Origin of the sequence: Mesorhizobium sp. B2-3-11 (assembly GCF_006442215.1) — a bacterium.
Taxonomy (GTDB): domain Bacteria; phylum Pseudomonadota; class Alphaproteobacteria; order Rhizobiales; family Rhizobiaceae; genus Mesorhizobium; species Mesorhizobium salmacidum.
The window spans coordinates 162,066-176,698 of sequence record NZ_VFVS01000001.1; the positions used below are offsets into that span (position 1 = coordinate 162,066).

Annotated in this window: 13 protein-coding genes and 3 tRNA genes; 8 read left to right on the forward strand and 8 right to left on the reverse strand. The window is 61.2% G+C overall.

From position 1 onward, the window contains the following. Position 1: 1 nt before the first annotated feature. A complete protein-coding gene (locus FJ960_RS00785; RefSeq protein ID WP_140711457.1) occupies positions 2-706 on the reverse strand; it encodes a class I SAM-dependent methyltransferase in 705 nt (234 codons plus the stop codon). A 143-nt stretch (positions 707-849) separates the two neighbouring features. Then, positions 850-934, reverse strand: a tRNA-Leu gene (locus FJ960_RS00790). A gap of 360 nt (positions 935-1,294) precedes the next feature. Between FJ960_RS00790 and tig the strand changes: the two genes are divergently transcribed. Both tig and FJ960_RS00800 read left to right on the forward strand, forming a co-directional pair. Continuing rightward, a complete protein-coding gene (tig, locus tag FJ960_RS00795) occupies positions 1,295-2,770 on the forward strand; it encodes a trigger factor (RefSeq protein WP_027146817.1) in 1,476 nt (491 codons plus the stop codon). 169 nt (positions 2,771-2,939) lie between these two features. After that, the gene (locus FJ960_RS00800) at positions 2,940-3,440 is read left to right on the forward strand and encodes a hypothetical protein (protein WP_246672574.1); all 501 of its coding nucleotides are present in this window, start codon (positions 2,940-2,942) and stop codon (positions 3,438-3,440) included. 157 nt (positions 3,441-3,597) lie between these two features. Here the strand turns inward: FJ960_RS00800 and radC are convergent, their stop codons facing one another. Both radC and map read right to left on the reverse strand, forming a co-directional pair. Beyond that, the gene (radC, locus tag FJ960_RS00805) at positions 3,598-4,359 is read right to left on the reverse strand and encodes a DNA repair protein RadC (protein ID WP_140711458.1); all 762 of its coding nucleotides are present in this window, start codon (positions 4,357-4,359) and stop codon (positions 3,598-3,600) included. A gap of 615 nt (positions 4,360-4,974) precedes the next feature. Continuing rightward, the gene (map, locus tag FJ960_RS00810) at positions 4,975-5,802 is read right to left on the reverse strand and encodes a type I methionyl aminopeptidase (RefSeq protein WP_027146820.1); all 828 of its coding nucleotides are present in this window, start codon (positions 5,800-5,802) and stop codon (positions 4,975-4,977) included. 359 nt (positions 5,803-6,161) lie between these two features. On the opposite strand from map, the gene FJ960_RS00815 reads away from it, so the two are divergent. From FJ960_RS00815 to FJ960_RS00840, 6 genes are all read left to right on the forward strand, one after another. Further along, entirely contained in the window at positions 6,162-6,458 is a 297-nt protein-coding gene (locus FJ960_RS00815; RefSeq protein ID WP_140711459.1) for a DUF982 domain-containing protein, read from the forward strand. A 163-nt stretch (positions 6,459-6,621) separates the two neighbouring features. Continuing rightward, positions 6,622-6,885, forward strand: a complete 264-nt coding sequence (locus FJ960_RS00820; protein WP_140508886.1) for a DUF6074 family protein — start codon at positions 6,622-6,624, stop codon at positions 6,883-6,885. Positions 6,886-7,056: 171 nt separating this feature from the next. Then, positions 7,057-8,295: a pilus assembly protein TadG-related protein gene (locus FJ960_RS00825; protein WP_181174141.1), complete on the forward strand. Its 1,239-nt coding sequence runs from the start codon at positions 7,057-7,059 to the stop codon at positions 8,293-8,295. Then, entirely contained in the window at positions 8,292-8,741 is a 450-nt protein-coding gene (locus FJ960_RS00830) for a TadE/TadG family type IV pilus assembly protein (RefSeq protein WP_140508775.1), read from the forward strand. Before FJ960_RS00825 ends, FJ960_RS00830 begins: the two co-directional genes overlap by 4 nt. After that, a complete protein-coding gene (locus tag FJ960_RS00835) occupies positions 8,731-9,135 on the forward strand; it encodes a TadE/TadG family type IV pilus assembly protein (protein ID WP_140711461.1) in 405 nt (134 codons plus the stop codon). Before FJ960_RS00830 ends, FJ960_RS00835 begins: the two co-directional genes overlap by 11 nt. Before the next feature lie 218 nt (positions 9,136-9,353). Beyond that, positions 9,354-9,429 (forward strand) — tRNA-Cys (locus FJ960_RS00840). A gap of 101 nt (positions 9,430-9,530) precedes the next feature. Here the strand turns inward: FJ960_RS00840 and FJ960_RS00845 are convergent. The 4 genes from FJ960_RS00845 to phaC all read right to left on the reverse strand — a co-directional run bounded on the left by FJ960_RS00845 (position 9,531) and on the right by phaC (position 14,631). Beyond that, positions 9,531-10,670 (reverse strand): hypothetical protein, encoded by a 1,140-nt coding sequence (locus FJ960_RS00845; RefSeq protein ID WP_140711462.1) that lies wholly within the window; start codon positions 10,668-10,670, stop codon positions 9,531-9,533. Positions 10,671-10,883: 213 nt separating this feature from the next. Further along, a tRNA-Glu gene (locus tag FJ960_RS00850) sits at positions 10,884-10,958 on the reverse strand. Between the two features lie 374 nt (positions 10,959-11,332). After that, a complete protein-coding gene (locus FJ960_RS00855; protein ID WP_140711463.1) occupies positions 11,333-12,580 on the reverse strand; it encodes a YcbK family protein in 1,248 nt (415 codons plus the stop codon). A gap of 215 nt (positions 12,581-12,795) precedes the next feature. After that, entirely contained in the window at positions 12,796-14,631 is a 1,836-nt protein-coding gene (gene phaC, locus FJ960_RS00860) for a class I poly(R)-hydroxyalkanoic acid synthase (RefSeq protein ID WP_140711464.1), read from the reverse strand. Between the last annotated feature and the right edge of the window lie 2 nt (positions 14,632-14,633).

Sequence of the window (14,633 nt, forward strand, 5' to 3'; positions counted from 1 at the left end):
TTCAGAGAAGTTTTCGGCGAAGCAGTCGAAAGTCGACAATGCGGAGGAGTCTGATTTTGTCGGTCACGAATCTGTCGAATGCCGCGTCGAAATCATTCCCGATCGCTCGCCATTCGTCTCTCAACGCGCGAACGCGCCGTGCGCGCAGCCAGTTCTTTACCTTGGCGACGGCCCCCTTGGGTTTCAGGATGACGCCGCAGCCGTAGTCGGCATCCACAGTGAAATAGTCGAGATCCGGATTGCCCAGAACGAAATCAATAAATGCCTTGTAGGTCACGCCGCACCACTCACCGCGGAAAAAGGAGGGATTGGCCGCGGTCCGGTTTGGGGGCAGGCAGTCATGCACCACCACGGCACCCCCGGGCGAGACCATGCGGAAGGCTTCCCGGATATCGCGCGCCGAGCATTCGTATGTGTGGTGCGGATCAACGAACACAATGTCGAATGTCTGCCCCTTTAGGCGCAGGTCATTGAGACATGCCGCAATATCCTCGTCTGTGGAGGTGAAATCTACGGGGAGGCCATCGACTGGCGGCTCAGTTGCCCGATACACCAGGCGCATGCAGGGCTGAAAACCCAATTGTGCCGCTTCTATATACCTGAAGCCAGTAGTGCTCGTGTTGATCTCCAGGTAACTCGTGAGCCCGAAGCGCACCGAGAGCAGCCCACAGATGTGGGCCTTGTTCCAGTATTCAAGCATCATCATTGTCCCGCCATTCCCGACAATGAGTTGACCTCATTATCGGCAATCTCTCAAGCGATCGATCGGTAGGACTTTTCACAGGGTTTCGGCCGCGGAACAATGGCAACAGATCCGGGATGAGGCGGAGCCAAACGGTCATGTGGGGTTGGTGCGGATGAAGGGACTCGAACCCCCACGCCTTTCGGCACTGGAACCTAAATCCAGGGCGTCTACCAGTTCCGCCACATCCGCATGACCCGGCAATCCCATGTAGCCATCATTCTGTCAATGTCGGAGACAAGATATCGGGTCAGGGCCGAAATGTTGGTTATTCGCCTAAACGCGAAGACTGTTGAAAATTAGGCTCGCCTGTGACAAAAGGCGTGTCAAATGTGACGGGACGCGACGATCCGCTTCTACAAGATGTGATAAGAAGTAGGAAAAACAAGAACTTATTCACATTTTGGAACGCAGTTTGGGAGAGTTTGAGCCGTATTTCCGGTCAAATCGCCAGGTTCCGTACCAAAAGCCATTCCCGGCAAGAATTACCGGCAGGCTGTGAACGGCAGGGAGCCGTTTGGCAGCCTCATTGGTGAAAACAAAGGTTTTACGATGCAGGTCACCGAAACACTCAATTCCGGTCTCAAGCGCGAGATCAAGATCACCGTGCCGGCCGGTGATATGGAAGCCAAGCTGATGGCGCGGCTGTCGGACGCCCGCGACAAGGTTCGCATCAACGGCTTCCGTCCGGGCAAGGTGCCGGTGCAGCACCTGCGCAAGGTTTATGGCAAGTCGTTCATGGCCGAGGTGGTCAACGAGATCCTCAACGACTCGACCCGTTCGATCATCACCGGGCGCGGCGAAAAGGCCGCCATGCAGCCCGAGGTCATCATGACCGAGGACGAGAAGGAAGCCGAGAAGATCCTGGCCGGCGGCGCCGACTTCGAATTCCGCCTCAACTATGAGGTCATTCCGGCGATCGAGATCAAGGATTTCTCCGACATCAAGGTAACGCGCCAGGTGTTCGACGTTCCGGATTCGGAGATCGACGACCAGGTCAAGCGCGTCGCTGAATCGGCGCGCAGCTACGAGCCGAAGACCGGCAAGGCCGCCGAAGGTGACCGCGTCTCGATCGACTATGTCGGCAAGATCGCCGGTGAGGCTTTCGCAGGCGGCGCCGGCAATGATCAGCCGCTGGTGCTGGGCTCCAAGGAGTTCATTCCGGGCTTCGAGGAACAGCTGATCGGCACCAAGGCCGGCGACGAGAAGCAGGTCACCGTGACCTTCCCGGACAACTACCAGGCAGCGCATCTGGCTGGCAAGGAAGCGACCTTCGACGTCACTGTCAAGGAAGTGTCGAAGCCCGGCGAACTGGAAATCAACGACGAGACCGCCAAGAACCTTGGCCTGGAGTCGCTCGAGCGCCTGCGTGACATCGTGCGCGGCCAGATCGAGAACCAGTTCGGCTCGATGACGCGCCAGAAGGTGAAGCGCCAGCTGCTGGATCAACTCGATGCAGCCTATTCGTTCGAAGCGCCGTCGAAGCTCGTCGAGGCGGAATTCAACAACATCTGGGCACAGGTCAACCGCGACCTGGAAGCCGCCGGTCGCACCTTCGCCGACGAAGAGACGACCGAGGAAGAGGCACGCGCCGAATACATGCGCCTTGCCGAGCGCCGCGTGCGCCTTGGCCTGGTGCTGGCCGAGATCGGCGAGAAGGCCGGTGTCACCGTGTCGGACGAGGAACTGCAGCGCGGCCTGTTCGAGCAGGTTCGCCGCTTCCCGGCCAACCAGCAGCAGGAAGCCTTCGAGTTCTACCGCAGCAACCCCGAGGCGCTGAACGCGCTCAGGGCGCCGATGTTCGAGGAGAAGGTTGTCGACCACCTGCTCGAACAGATCTCGGTCACCGACGTCAAGGTCAGCAAGGAAGAGCTGATGGCCGACGACGAGGAGGCCGAAACCGCGACCAAGGCGAAGCCGGCGAAGAAGGCCGCCGCGAAGAAGGCTGACGACAAGAAAGCCGACGACGCGGAAGAGCCGAAGAAGAAGGCCGCACCGAAGAAAAAAGCGGCCAAGGACGCCGAGTAGAGCGCACGTTCCGACGAATTCCGAAAGGCCGCCTTCGGGCGGCCTTTTTCGTTGCGAAACTGCAACATCGAATTGGCTCGTGATGGGCGCCAGTGGCGATACGAAGCCTTGATCATTATCTGATTGGTTGGAAGACCAGAGGTAATTGGTGATGTCGCTGGGGGTGGAAATGAGGCGCGCTGCCGCCACGGTGTTTTTCCTGGCCTTGGCCTGCGGCGCTGCCGGGGCCGGCACGGACAATTGGCGTTTCGACACCGGCAATGACGGCCTCGTCACCGCATCGGTCTATGCCACCAACAAGCTAATCACCGGGGGCGGCGCGTTGAGCTACAGCCCGGTGCTGACCATTGCCTGCCGGGCAGACGGCGAGCCGGTCTGGACCGAATGGCTGCAATTGAACGACGCCGTCTCCGCCAGCCGGAAAATCACCATGTCGGTCACCATCGACGGCGACAGCAAATTCGATGAGAGCTGGTCCGTCGGCACGCGCGGCAGGCTGCTGATGCGCGACGGGGCCGATGGCATCAAGCGCCTCGTTCCGGCAAACCGCCTGCTGCTGTCGTGGCGCTTCGGGCTGCTGTCCGGGCGCGGTCAGGCCGATTTCGACCTGGCCGGCTTCGGTGAGGCGGTCAGCCAGATTGCCGGCAACTGCAAGACCGATCCGCCTTGATTTCGAAAAGTGGCGGTCGTTTGGGCTGTCGTCACCTGGAAGATTGATCCGCGAACTGCGTGGTATCAGCATCATTCTTTCCACGATTGAATGATTTCAAATTCCGGCCAGGATAATCGCCAGCGCAGTGGCGGTGCTGCCTCGCGGGATTTTGGACCTAGATCAGCAGCAGGCCTTTCATGCTGGCGTATCCTTTCCGCCCGATGATGATGTGATCGTGCACGGAAATACCCAGCCGCTTGGCGGCTTCGATGATCTCTTTCGTCATCTCGATATCGGCACGCGACGGCGTCGGGTCGCCGGAGGGATGATTGTGGACCAGGATGATCGCGGTGGCCGACAGTTCGAGCGCGCGCTTGACCACTTCCCTGGGATAGACCGGCGTGTGGTCGACCGTTCCGGTCTGCTGCACTTCGTCGGCGATCAGCGCGTTCTTCTTGTCGAGGAACAGGATGCGGAACTGCTCGCGCGCTTCGAACGCCATGGCCGAGCGGCAATAGTCGAGAAGCTGTTGCCATGAGGCCAGGACTTCGCGGCCATGGACCTCGCCGCGCGCCATGCGCTGCGCGGTCGCCGCGACGACCTTCAGCTCGAGCGCCACGGCCGGGCCGATGCCCTTGACCTCCTGCAACAGGCCGATGGGCGCGCCGAGCACTTCGGCCAAGGTGCCGAAGCGGGCCAGCAGCGCCTTGGCGACCGGCTTGGTGTCGGCGCGCGGGATCAGGCGGAAGAGCAGGAGTTCCAGAAGTTCATAGTCGGGCAAGGCATCCGGACCGGCCGAGGCAAAGCGCTCGCGCAGACGATCGCGATGGCCGAGATAATGCGGCTTTTCATCGACTGCCGCCTTGGCTCTCGCCGCCGGCCGCACCGGCACCTCGGAGAAGAAGCTCCGTTCGTCGTCGTCGCCTTGTGTCGCCATGTGCCGCCCATATCCAGTCGCAGCTGAGCAATGATCGCTGATCCCCGCGAAATACTAGGACGGCGGGCAGGGGCGGTCGAGGTTTTTTCGGCGGCAAGGAATGAGTAAGCCTCCGACTTCTACGCAATGTTGCGGCAATGGCAGTCGCGCAGGCTCTCGGTGTCATCATCGATGACGCCCCATTCGGAGACAACCAAGATGCCCAGGCCCATTCGTATCCTGCTGCCCGCCGGGCTGCTTCTGAGCTTCAGTCCTGCAATGGCTGCCCCGGTGATCGATGCCGTACCCGGCCGGTGGCCGCGCTGATCGGAACCCGATCCATTTCATCCAATATGATGATCCTTGCACGGACGGCCGTTACAGCGACCGGAGGCCGCACAATTGCCGCGAGATCCTGCGCATGCTGGATCGCCGGGGGCGTTATCGGGAAAGGCACGACTATTACCCGTACCCGCGCGAACGCTACGATCCATGCACCGATGGCAGGGTCAGCGATGGCCGTCCGCGCAGTTGCCGCGAAATAATGCGCTGGTTACGAGACCAGGACGAGGACGAAGACTGGCGGCCACGCAAACACTGGAAATAGGCCGCCATCCAAGACCTCGCCACGGCCTCCTAAACCGGCAAGCCAGGGCGGTCGAGCTTTTTGGGCGACAGCGTGAAAATCTCGCAGCCGGTGTCGGTCACGCCGATCGTGTGCTCGTATTGCGCCGACAGCGAGCGGTCGCGTGTCACCGCCGTCCAGCCATCCGACAGCACCTTCACATGCGGCCGGCCGAGATTGATCATCGGCTCGATGGTGAAGATCATGCCGGGGCGCATTTCCACGCCTTCATTGGCATTGCCGTAGTGCAGGATGTTGGGGGCGTCGTGGAAAAGCTGGCCGACGCCGTGGCCGCAGAAATCGCGCACCACCGAGCAGCGCTCGGCTTCGGCGTAGGTCTGGATGGCGGCGCCGATGACACCGGTGCGCGCGCCCGGCCTGACGGCGGCGATGCCGCGCATCAGGCATTCGTGGGTGACCTCGAGCAGGCGTTCGGCTGCCCGCTTGATCGTGCCGACCGGATACATGCGCGAGGAATCGCCGTGCCAGCCGTCGAGGATGTAGGTCACGTCGATGTTGACGATATCGCCATCCTTCAGCGGCTTGTTGTCGGGAATGCCGTGACAGACGACATGGTTGATCGAGGTGCAGGACGATTTCGTGTAGCCGCGATAGTTGAGCGTGGCCGGCAGTGCGCCGTGGTCCATGCCGAACTCGAAGACGAAACGGTCGATGGTGTCGGTGGTGACGCCGGGACCGACCATCGGCACCAGCTCGTCCAAGCAGCGCGCGGTGAGGTCGCATGCCTTGCGCATGCCGGCAAAGCCTTCCTCGCCATAAAGGCGGATCTGGCCGGTGTTTCTGAGCGGTGCCGTGGCGGCGTCGAGATAGGTGACCATTTTGCCCATATAGAAGGTGGCGCGCCGCAGGAGCGCGGGCGCGGAGATGTCACCAGATTTGGCACCTGAGGGCGAAAGGTTCAAGGACGAACTGCCTGATGCGGCCCCAACGGCCCGGATATTCGCTTGCCCCGCCGGTCAGGCGCACGGCCTTCGACGCGGAGACCGACCCGGCCAACCAGTAATCACCGCCGCCGGCAAGGCCTGCCGGGCCGCTCGATGCCGGCAGACCTTCCCTTGCCAGATGCAGCAAAGGAGACAGTTTTCCGCAGTGACGACACATTTCCGTGGCACACCGCACAAAGCAACTTTTGACGATGAGCGGCGTTGCTTGGGCGATGCCGGTCGGGAGATGTCGGATGGACAGATTGCAATTCGAGGTGCCGGTGCGCATCGCACCAGGCCCCGGCTTGCCCGTCGAGGAAATCTACAGCGTCGAGCAGGCGCTCGATTTTCTGCAGGACTGGCCGGCGCGCCGGCAGGGACCGGCGTATCAGAAAGCCTTCAATGCCTGTTTCGGTGCCACGGTCGATGTGGTCGAGACCGAAGACGCCTGCCGGGCGTTCATGGCGTTCTGCCGCGTCGCCGGACTGATGGCCGGCGACATGATGGCGCCGCGCAAGCGCGGCGGCGAGGCGAGAGCGCTGCAGGCCTGAGGGCGTCATCGAGTGGGGGAACCAGTTCAGCTTGAGTGTGCATGACGATTCGCTTGCGCCGATGCATTGGCCGGCGCTGTTAAGCTTCCGTTTCCACCTTCGCGGTTAGCCATTGATTGTTCGGCAATGGTTGATTCGTTGCGTCAGTTTCATGGGTCGGAAGATGTCCTCAGAAAAAGTCCGTGCGTTCCCGATCGATCGTCAGCTGTTCTTGGTCAGGGAAGTTGCCGCCAAGCTCGGCAATCTGCATGGCGAGACCGCCACCTCGTTCTGGAAGACAAAGGCGGCGGAATTGCTCGATCTCATTGTCGGGACGGGCAGGGACAGAACGGCAGCCGGTGACGAAGTGCGCAGGTTCTTCCTTGCCGTTCAAAGAGAGTTATTGGCTGGTGCGACCGTGGAAGAGGTCCCGATCCTTACCGCCTGAAGTAAATCCTGCCCGCAAGCAGGCTGCACGCTTGGCGACGCCGGAAATGCATCAGGTGCGCGTACCGAGGCCGGCTGTTGGAGCCAATGGCTGCTGGCCAATGGTTGTCTCGTAGAAAGTGAATCGAACTTTTTAGCCGTTCTTTCATACATGCGTGCTTTCTAATTGATTATGCTGTTCAACTGCTTCACCCGGATTCGGCTCGTGGCGGCCGGCATGCGCCGCAGCAGAGCTGCGAACGTCGCCACCATCTTTGCCCTTACCCTGCCGATCGTTATCGGTGCGGCGGGTTTTGGCGTTGAAACCTCCTATTGGTACTACAACAGCTTGAGATTGCAGGCCACGGCGGATGCCGCGGCCTATGCCGGCGCGCTGGAGAAGATCGCGGGTTCCGACACGCCGACGATCGTCGCGGCCGCGACCCAGTCGGCGACCGACAACGGCCTCGGGAACGGCACCATCGTCGTCAATACGCCGCCGACGTCAGGGCCGAACATTGCCAAAAAGGCCGTCGAGGTGGTCCTCGGCCAGAATCTCGACCGGATGTTCACCTTGATCTTCACTCAGAGCCAGGTTCCAGAAAAGGCGAGGGCGGTGGCGCTCATCACCGACGCCTCCAAGGCTTGCCTCCGGGCGCTCAATCCGTCGGCACCGCAGTCGGTGCTCTTCTCCGGCAGCACCAGCATGACGCTCAACGGCTGCGTCATCATGACGAATTCGATCGCCAGCGACGCCATCAAGGTGCAGGGATCGGCGGCTCTCACGGCCGACTGCCTGATCTCGGCGGGCGGCGTCGTGCTGAACAATCCGGTGACCACGACCTGCAAGGCGCCGATCACCCAGGCCTTGCCCGTACCCGATCCGTTCGCCAGCGTGCCGGCGCCCGCCGCCAGCAACCCATGCCAGAATGTCAACGGAGGCAAGTCGACCCAAACGATCCAGCCCGGGACCTATTGCAGTGGCATGAGCCTCAACGGCAATGTCACGCTTTCTCCCGGCGTCTATGTTGTCCAGGGCAATTTGAAAATCAACGCGGGCGCGGTCATCCAGGGCGACGGCGTGACCATCTTCATGGCGGGCAGCAGCACCGTCAGCATGAACGGGAACGCGACCGTGACGCTCAGCGCGCCGCAGTCGGGCACCTATTCCGGCATGCTGTTCTACGGTGACAGGACAGGCACGGCGGCGCAGAGTACCTTCAACGGTACGGCAACATCCTTGCTGACCGGCGCCATCTATTTCTCCAAGCAGCAAGTGAACTACCTGGGCAACTTCTCAGGCAACAATGGCTGCACGCAGATTGTGGCCGACACTATCCAGTGGTCCGGCAATTCCACGATCAACCAGGACTGCTCGAGCCTGGGAATGAAGGACATCCCCGCGGCGGCGTCGGTCGCGATTGTCGAATGAAGCGCGTGGCCTATCGATTGATCCCAGCCATTCGCGAAGACGCGGGTGCAGCCGCGGTTGAGTTCGCGATGGTCCTGCCCATCCTTTGCCTGGTACTGCTCGGCATCGCCGACGGCTGGTCATACGTCACGAGTTCGTTGTCTATGCGCGCCGGCGTGAAGACGGCGGCGAACATGGTCTTGGCGGGCTCCGCCGACGACAGCGCGACACGGGCCGCGGCAATGGCGAACTGGGAGAGGATGCCGGACGACGGTCAGGTCACGCTGAGCCGGATCTACAAATGCGGCACGACCGTGGTCGACGCTTCGACCTTGTGCAGCGGGCCGAAGGCACCGTCGGTCTTTGTCCAGATCGACGCATCGGCGACGTGGACTCCGCCCTTTACCTTCGGCGTGTTTTCCGCCCCCAGCGCGATCGGCCAGCAGGAGCTGATCCGTGTTCGGTAATACGGGAGGCTTCAGGGACGATCGATCGGGCGGAGCCGCGCTCGAATTCGCGCTGATCGCACCGTTCCTTATCATGCTGCTATTCGGAATCTTCGCCTTCGGCTGGTCGATGAATACGGCCTCCAGCGTTCGCTACACGCTGGAGGCGTCCGCACGGTCCCTGCAGCTTAACAACACGCTGACCCAGGCCGACATCCAGGCGATCGCGACACAGAAGCTGCTTGCGCTGGGTCTGAAGAATGTGAACGTCACGATCGCCACCGACCCGGCGACCGGCGGCTTTCGCATGGCGCACCTGACCGCTGCCTATGCGTTCGTCATAGATTTCCCATATTTCAACGCCTACCCGATCAATTACGCGACGACCGTTGCCGTGCCGCTGGTCGGCGGTTAGCCACGTAGTCCGCCAGACCGCGAATCTGCTGGCCTCGAGCCCTGCGGCCGGGCTGTATGAGTTCCCCTCGTTGACGAGCATGCAATTCAAGTCTGGTAAAGGAGTCATGGGTCGGCGCTTTCTGGCGTGACGGGCTCTTTTTCACAGTGGGGCGTAGCCGAAATTTTATCCAAGACATCAAGGATCTTTAAACTTCTGCCCGTTACCAGAGCACATATGGCCTCGTGGCGGAGCGGCTACGCTAGAGACTGCAAATCTCGGAAGCCTCGGTTCGATTCCGAGGCGAGGCCTCCAAAATTCCGAAGCTGATGGACTGGTGGATCGGGCGGGAGTGGATCCATCCCTGGTCCATTTCCGCATTACGCCAAGCGTTTCCGCTTGAGCGCAAAAAAGTTCTAACGGAACAGATATTTCGACACTTCGGGGTTGCCGCGGCGCCATATCACATTGTCGAGGAAGTAATGGTGCACGTTGATGAAGATCAACACGATGAAGAAGAACAGCGACGATCCCAGGACTTCCCGGTCATAGGGGACAAGGGCCGTCAGCACGGTCGGCACCAGCCAGAAACCCAGACCGCCGAGGAGAAGGCCAGCACTGATGAACTCCAGAAGCCGCACCCTGTAAGCCGGACCAAGGACGGACAGGATTCTGGATGGCGGAACTTTCTCGGCATCGCGCCCGTCACGCTCGACATTGCTCTGGTAACGCCAGACCACCGCCAGGTACTGCAAGGAATGGAGCGCCGGCACCACAAGCAGCCAGAGCGGATTTGTCCTTACGATCAGAATCCAGAGATATAGGGATGCGATGTAGGCGATGACGCCGTTATACGGCAGGCTGCCGCCATTCCTGCTCCAACGATTGATCAGCATCACGGCAGTGGCGGCCGTGGAAGCGGCCGCGGCCGCCACCGCAATCGCGTTGAGCCATGCAGGGGTGGCAAACGTATAATATTCCAGCCCCAGGTATTTTCCCTGGCTGACCGCCGTGTTCGTCTGAAGCCATGCGAACAGCCAAACGGCATAGCTGTTGATCAGCAGGATTTTCTTGTCCGGATCGGTGAAGAACCTGCGCTTCAGGACGGCATCCACCATCAACATACCGTAGCCTTGCTTGACGTAGTGCCAGCCCAAGAAAAAGAACATCGCGTTGGTTGCGTTGCCCAGCAGCCGGGCGTTCGCCGTTATCGAGCCGTAGGCAAAAAATGCACCCATGAGTAGGGGAACGATGATGCCGGCGACGATGTAGCGGATCTGGAGGTTCCTGTCGTAGCCGTCGCCGCGCAGCTTCCGCCCAAAATTGCGGTAGAAGAGTTGGTATGAGTGGGCGAAGTGCGGATAGTTGATCAGATAAGCCAGGAAAAGCATCGTCGCCGCCACGAGACCTTCGTATCTCAGCGGCACGAAGTACAGCGCCGGCAAGATCAGGAATGCGCCGCCGCCGAGCATCAGAAAGTCCGCGAGCGGACCAAAGAGATATCTTGGCGGCGTTGCCGCGGGAGCGCGTATATCCGCCGAAAGGTGAACTGTCATATGAGCGCTCCCTTCGTATTCCATTTAACCACTGGCCCGTCTGATCGACAAGACAGAGGAGCCGGGCGCTAGACTAGCGCGAAAGGCATGGGGTATCGGCTGCAACGGATGCCGTAACCCGCAATGTTGTCGACGCGATGCGCCCCTGCCAAATTGCATCGGCCAGGCGTTCGCTGCGTAGAATCGGAAGAGGGACTGGAGGTCCGGAAGATCTGGTACGCCCAAGGGGAATCGAACCCCTGTTACCGCCGTGAAAGGGCGGTGTCCTAACCGCTAGACGATGGGCGCGCTCAGACGAAGCGGCTTATACTGGCGTTGCGCGTAACCGGCAACCCGTTAGGTGCCGCCTTGGACAACTTTTTTCCAGCCTGCCAAATCAGCGATTTCGCGAGGGGTCGGCAGGGCTTGGCGATCAGCGGTGACATTAGTCGCTTCGCCATCCACGGGCGGAGCAAGGAGCGTAGCGAAGCGGCGCAGACCCGAGAATTATGCCGCGACTTCAACGCGTTGCCGTGGTGCAGAATTCTGCTCCCGTTGCGATCTTTGCCAGGGTCACGGCATGGATTTCGGGTCTTCGCGACGGAGCTTCGCTCCTGCTTAGCCAAGGGTGACGACATGGGAACGACTCTGGCCTGCTGAGGTTCCGGTCCGTCAAATCGCTGCTAGCCGTCGTCACCGCCGCTGCGCCGGCGGCAGCGCCAGTTCCAGTCGCGCTCGGGGCCGACATCGACATGGACCGATTCGGTGTGGCAGTAGGTGCCGACGCCGCCGCGGCCGGGCATGGTCCTGATGTAGCTCGCAAGCTCCCATTTGGAGACGCCGGGCACCTGGATGTCGGCGGCGGCGCAATACATGTGCAACGAATTCTTGGCGCCGTTGGCACGGCGGTTGCGGGCCGGGTCGCGATAGCCCGAGGTCACCATCATCTTGCGCCCGTAGTGGCCTTCGATCGTCTTCAGCACGCGCACCAGCGATGGCTTCAGGCAGGCGACGTCCACGCTCTCATTCTGCTTCAGCAGTCCGTTGGGCGCCAGGCGCGCCATGCCGGCCGCAGACGCAACCTGATAGCTGCCGCCCGAGCCTTCGTCCTCATTGAGGTCGACGTCGCTTTCGTCGTCGAGGCCGGATTTGCGTTTGATCTCGAACAGGGCTGTCTGGCGCACGCCAGGCAGGGCATCGCTACCCGTAATGTGACCGGCATCGTCCCCGGTCGAAGCCAACTGTATCGGCTTTGCCGTGGAATCGGCCGAGGCCAGTGTGATGATCGGCTTTGCTGCCGCCGGGGCAGGCTTGGCCTGCGCGGCAGGCTGTTCGCCCGATCGTGTGTTGACCAGCGGAGCGGGTGTTGCCGAAGCGGGGGTGGCGCCAAACATCGAGGCCAGGAAGCCTTTTTTCTTCGGCGCCTCGGCTTGCGGCGCGTCGCCAGCGGTCACATAAACCGGATTGTTCATTACCGGTGCCGCGGCCGGCTTCGGCGCCGTCGCGGCAGCATCGGCGGCGGCGATCTTCTGGGCGACCGCGTCGGTCTGCTGCGCCGTCTGTACCTGCTGCTGCAAGGACTGCGGCGTCTGACCCGCGATCGTTTCCGCGCTGGCTGGTATGGTGAGCGGGAAAGTGGCCCCAGGCTTGGCCATCGGTAGGTAGGCAACCTTTTCGGGGAGTGCCGTGTCGCTTTCGCTCATCACCGTCGTCTGCTCCGTCGCTACCTGCGACGACGAATCGGCGGCGAGGGGCTTGCCCGTGGAGGCGGCGTGGATGTCGGATGCGGAAGCATTGTAGCCGGGCATTCCGACCGACATTGTCGGATCGCCGGCCGATGTGCAGGAGGCCAGAAGCATCGAGCAGAACGCTGCCACGATGACGCGGCGTTCTCCCTTTGCGAGGCTCCATCCTGCTGATTTCAAAGTCAAATTCCCCCTCGATGTCCGGTCGGTGTATCCTTGGCGCTGACTGGTATGTCTGCGTCAGGGTGACCCTTGTCTCCGATCCGGAAACGAGACCTGTGTCAAATCAGCAAGCCTGTAAGTATTTTTGCAGCGAATGCCGAATTGCGGCTGCTTAATGGTTGACGACACCATTTCGCCCGCTTTTGCGGGGGCGTCAACTCACCAGACATTACAGTCCGTTACACACGTACCTTGACATAGGTGCCGGGAGCATCGCCCAAGGTTTTCATATGCTTGGCGGGTTTGCGGGCAGGTACGCGGGTGTTGTCCTTGGCCTCTATCCAACTTTGCCAGTGTGGCCACCAGGACCCGGGATGGTCCGTGGCGCTTTCTATCCACTGGTCGAAGTCGCCTTTCGGCGGGCCGCCAGTCCAGTACTGATATTTGTTGGATGCGGGCGGATTGACGACGCCCGCGATATGCCCCGATCCCGCCATCACGTACTCGACCTTGCCGCCGAAATATTTCGAGCCGAGGAAGACGGACAGCGCCGGCGCGATGTGATCTTCCCGCGAGGCGAGGTTGTAGACCGGGATGGTGACATCGCCGAGCGAGACCGTGTGGCCCGCAAGTTCCATCGTGCCGCGCGAGAGGTTGTTCTCGAGATAGCAGTTGCGCAGGTAGAACGAGTGGTTGGCCGCCGCCATGCGGGTCGAATCAGCGTTCCAGTAGAGCAGGTCGAAGGGCAGAGGATCCTTGCCGCGCATGTAGTTGTTGACGACATAGGGCCAGATCAGGTCGCCCGAGCGCAGCATGTTGAAGGCGGTGGCCATCTTTGTGCCGTCGAGGTAGCCCTTTTCGTTCATCGCCTTTTCCACCGCCGCGACCTGTTCCTCGTCGACGAACACTTTCAGGTCGCCGGCATGGGTGAAGTCGACCTGTGTGGTGAAGAAGGTCGCCGACTTGATGCGGTCGTCGCCTTCTACAGCCATCAGCGCCAGTGCCGCCGCCAGCAGCGTGCCTCCGACGCAGTAACCTATGGCGTTGACGTCGCGCTCGCCGGTCGCCTTCTCGATCGTGTCGAGGCCGTATTGCAGGCCTTCCCGGATGTAGGCTTCCCAGTTCTTGGCGCCATGACGTTCGTCCGGATTGATCCAGGAGATGACGAAAACGGTGTGGCCTTGCTCGATGGCCCAGCGGATGAAGGATTTCTGCGGGTTGAGGTCGAGGATGTAGAACTTGTTGATCCAGGGCGGGCAGATCAGCAGCGGGCGTTTCAACACTGTCTCGGTTGCCGGATCATACTGGATAATCTCGGCGACGTCGCTGCGGCCGACCACCTTGCCGGGCGTCGTGGCGATGTTCTTGCCGATCTCGAAGGGCGAATAATCGGCCTGGCGCAATTTCAGGTCGCCCTTGCCGGCGGCGATGTCCTCGGCCAGCATCTTCATGCCGCGCACCAGGTTTTCGCCGTTGGAGGCGACGGTTTCGCGAAACAATTCCGGATTGGTCAGGATGAAATTGGATGGCGAGATGGCGTTGGATACCTGCTTGACGTAGAAGCTCGCCTTATGGCGGGTATGCTCGTCCAGGCCTTCGGCGTGCTCGACCAGTTCGGACGCCCAGCGCGAGGTGACGAGATAGGCCTGCTTGAGGAAATCGAAGAAGGCGTTGCGGCCCCATTCCGGATCCTGGAAGCGCTTGTCGCCGCGCTCCGGCTTGACGGCATCGTCGGCACCCTCGGCGTTCGGGCTGACGCGCTGGATGGCGTTCGCCCAAACCGTCATATAGCCGGCGAACAGCCGCGTCTGCGCTTCGAGCGCACGCTGCGGATCGGCAAGCCAGTATTCGCTGAGCTTCGAGAAGGTCTTGACCATGTCGACGACCGGCTCGGCGACGTGGTCGCGCACCTCACCCTTTTCGCGCGGTTCGGCCCAGGCGGACGCCGCCTTGCCGGCCTGCTCGATCATCCGCGCCATGTTCAGCGCAAAGCGTTCCGGGTCCTTCACCAGATATTGCTCGACCGTCGAAGGTCCGCCATCTTCCGCTTTGCCCGAATCGGGTGTTTTGGACATGG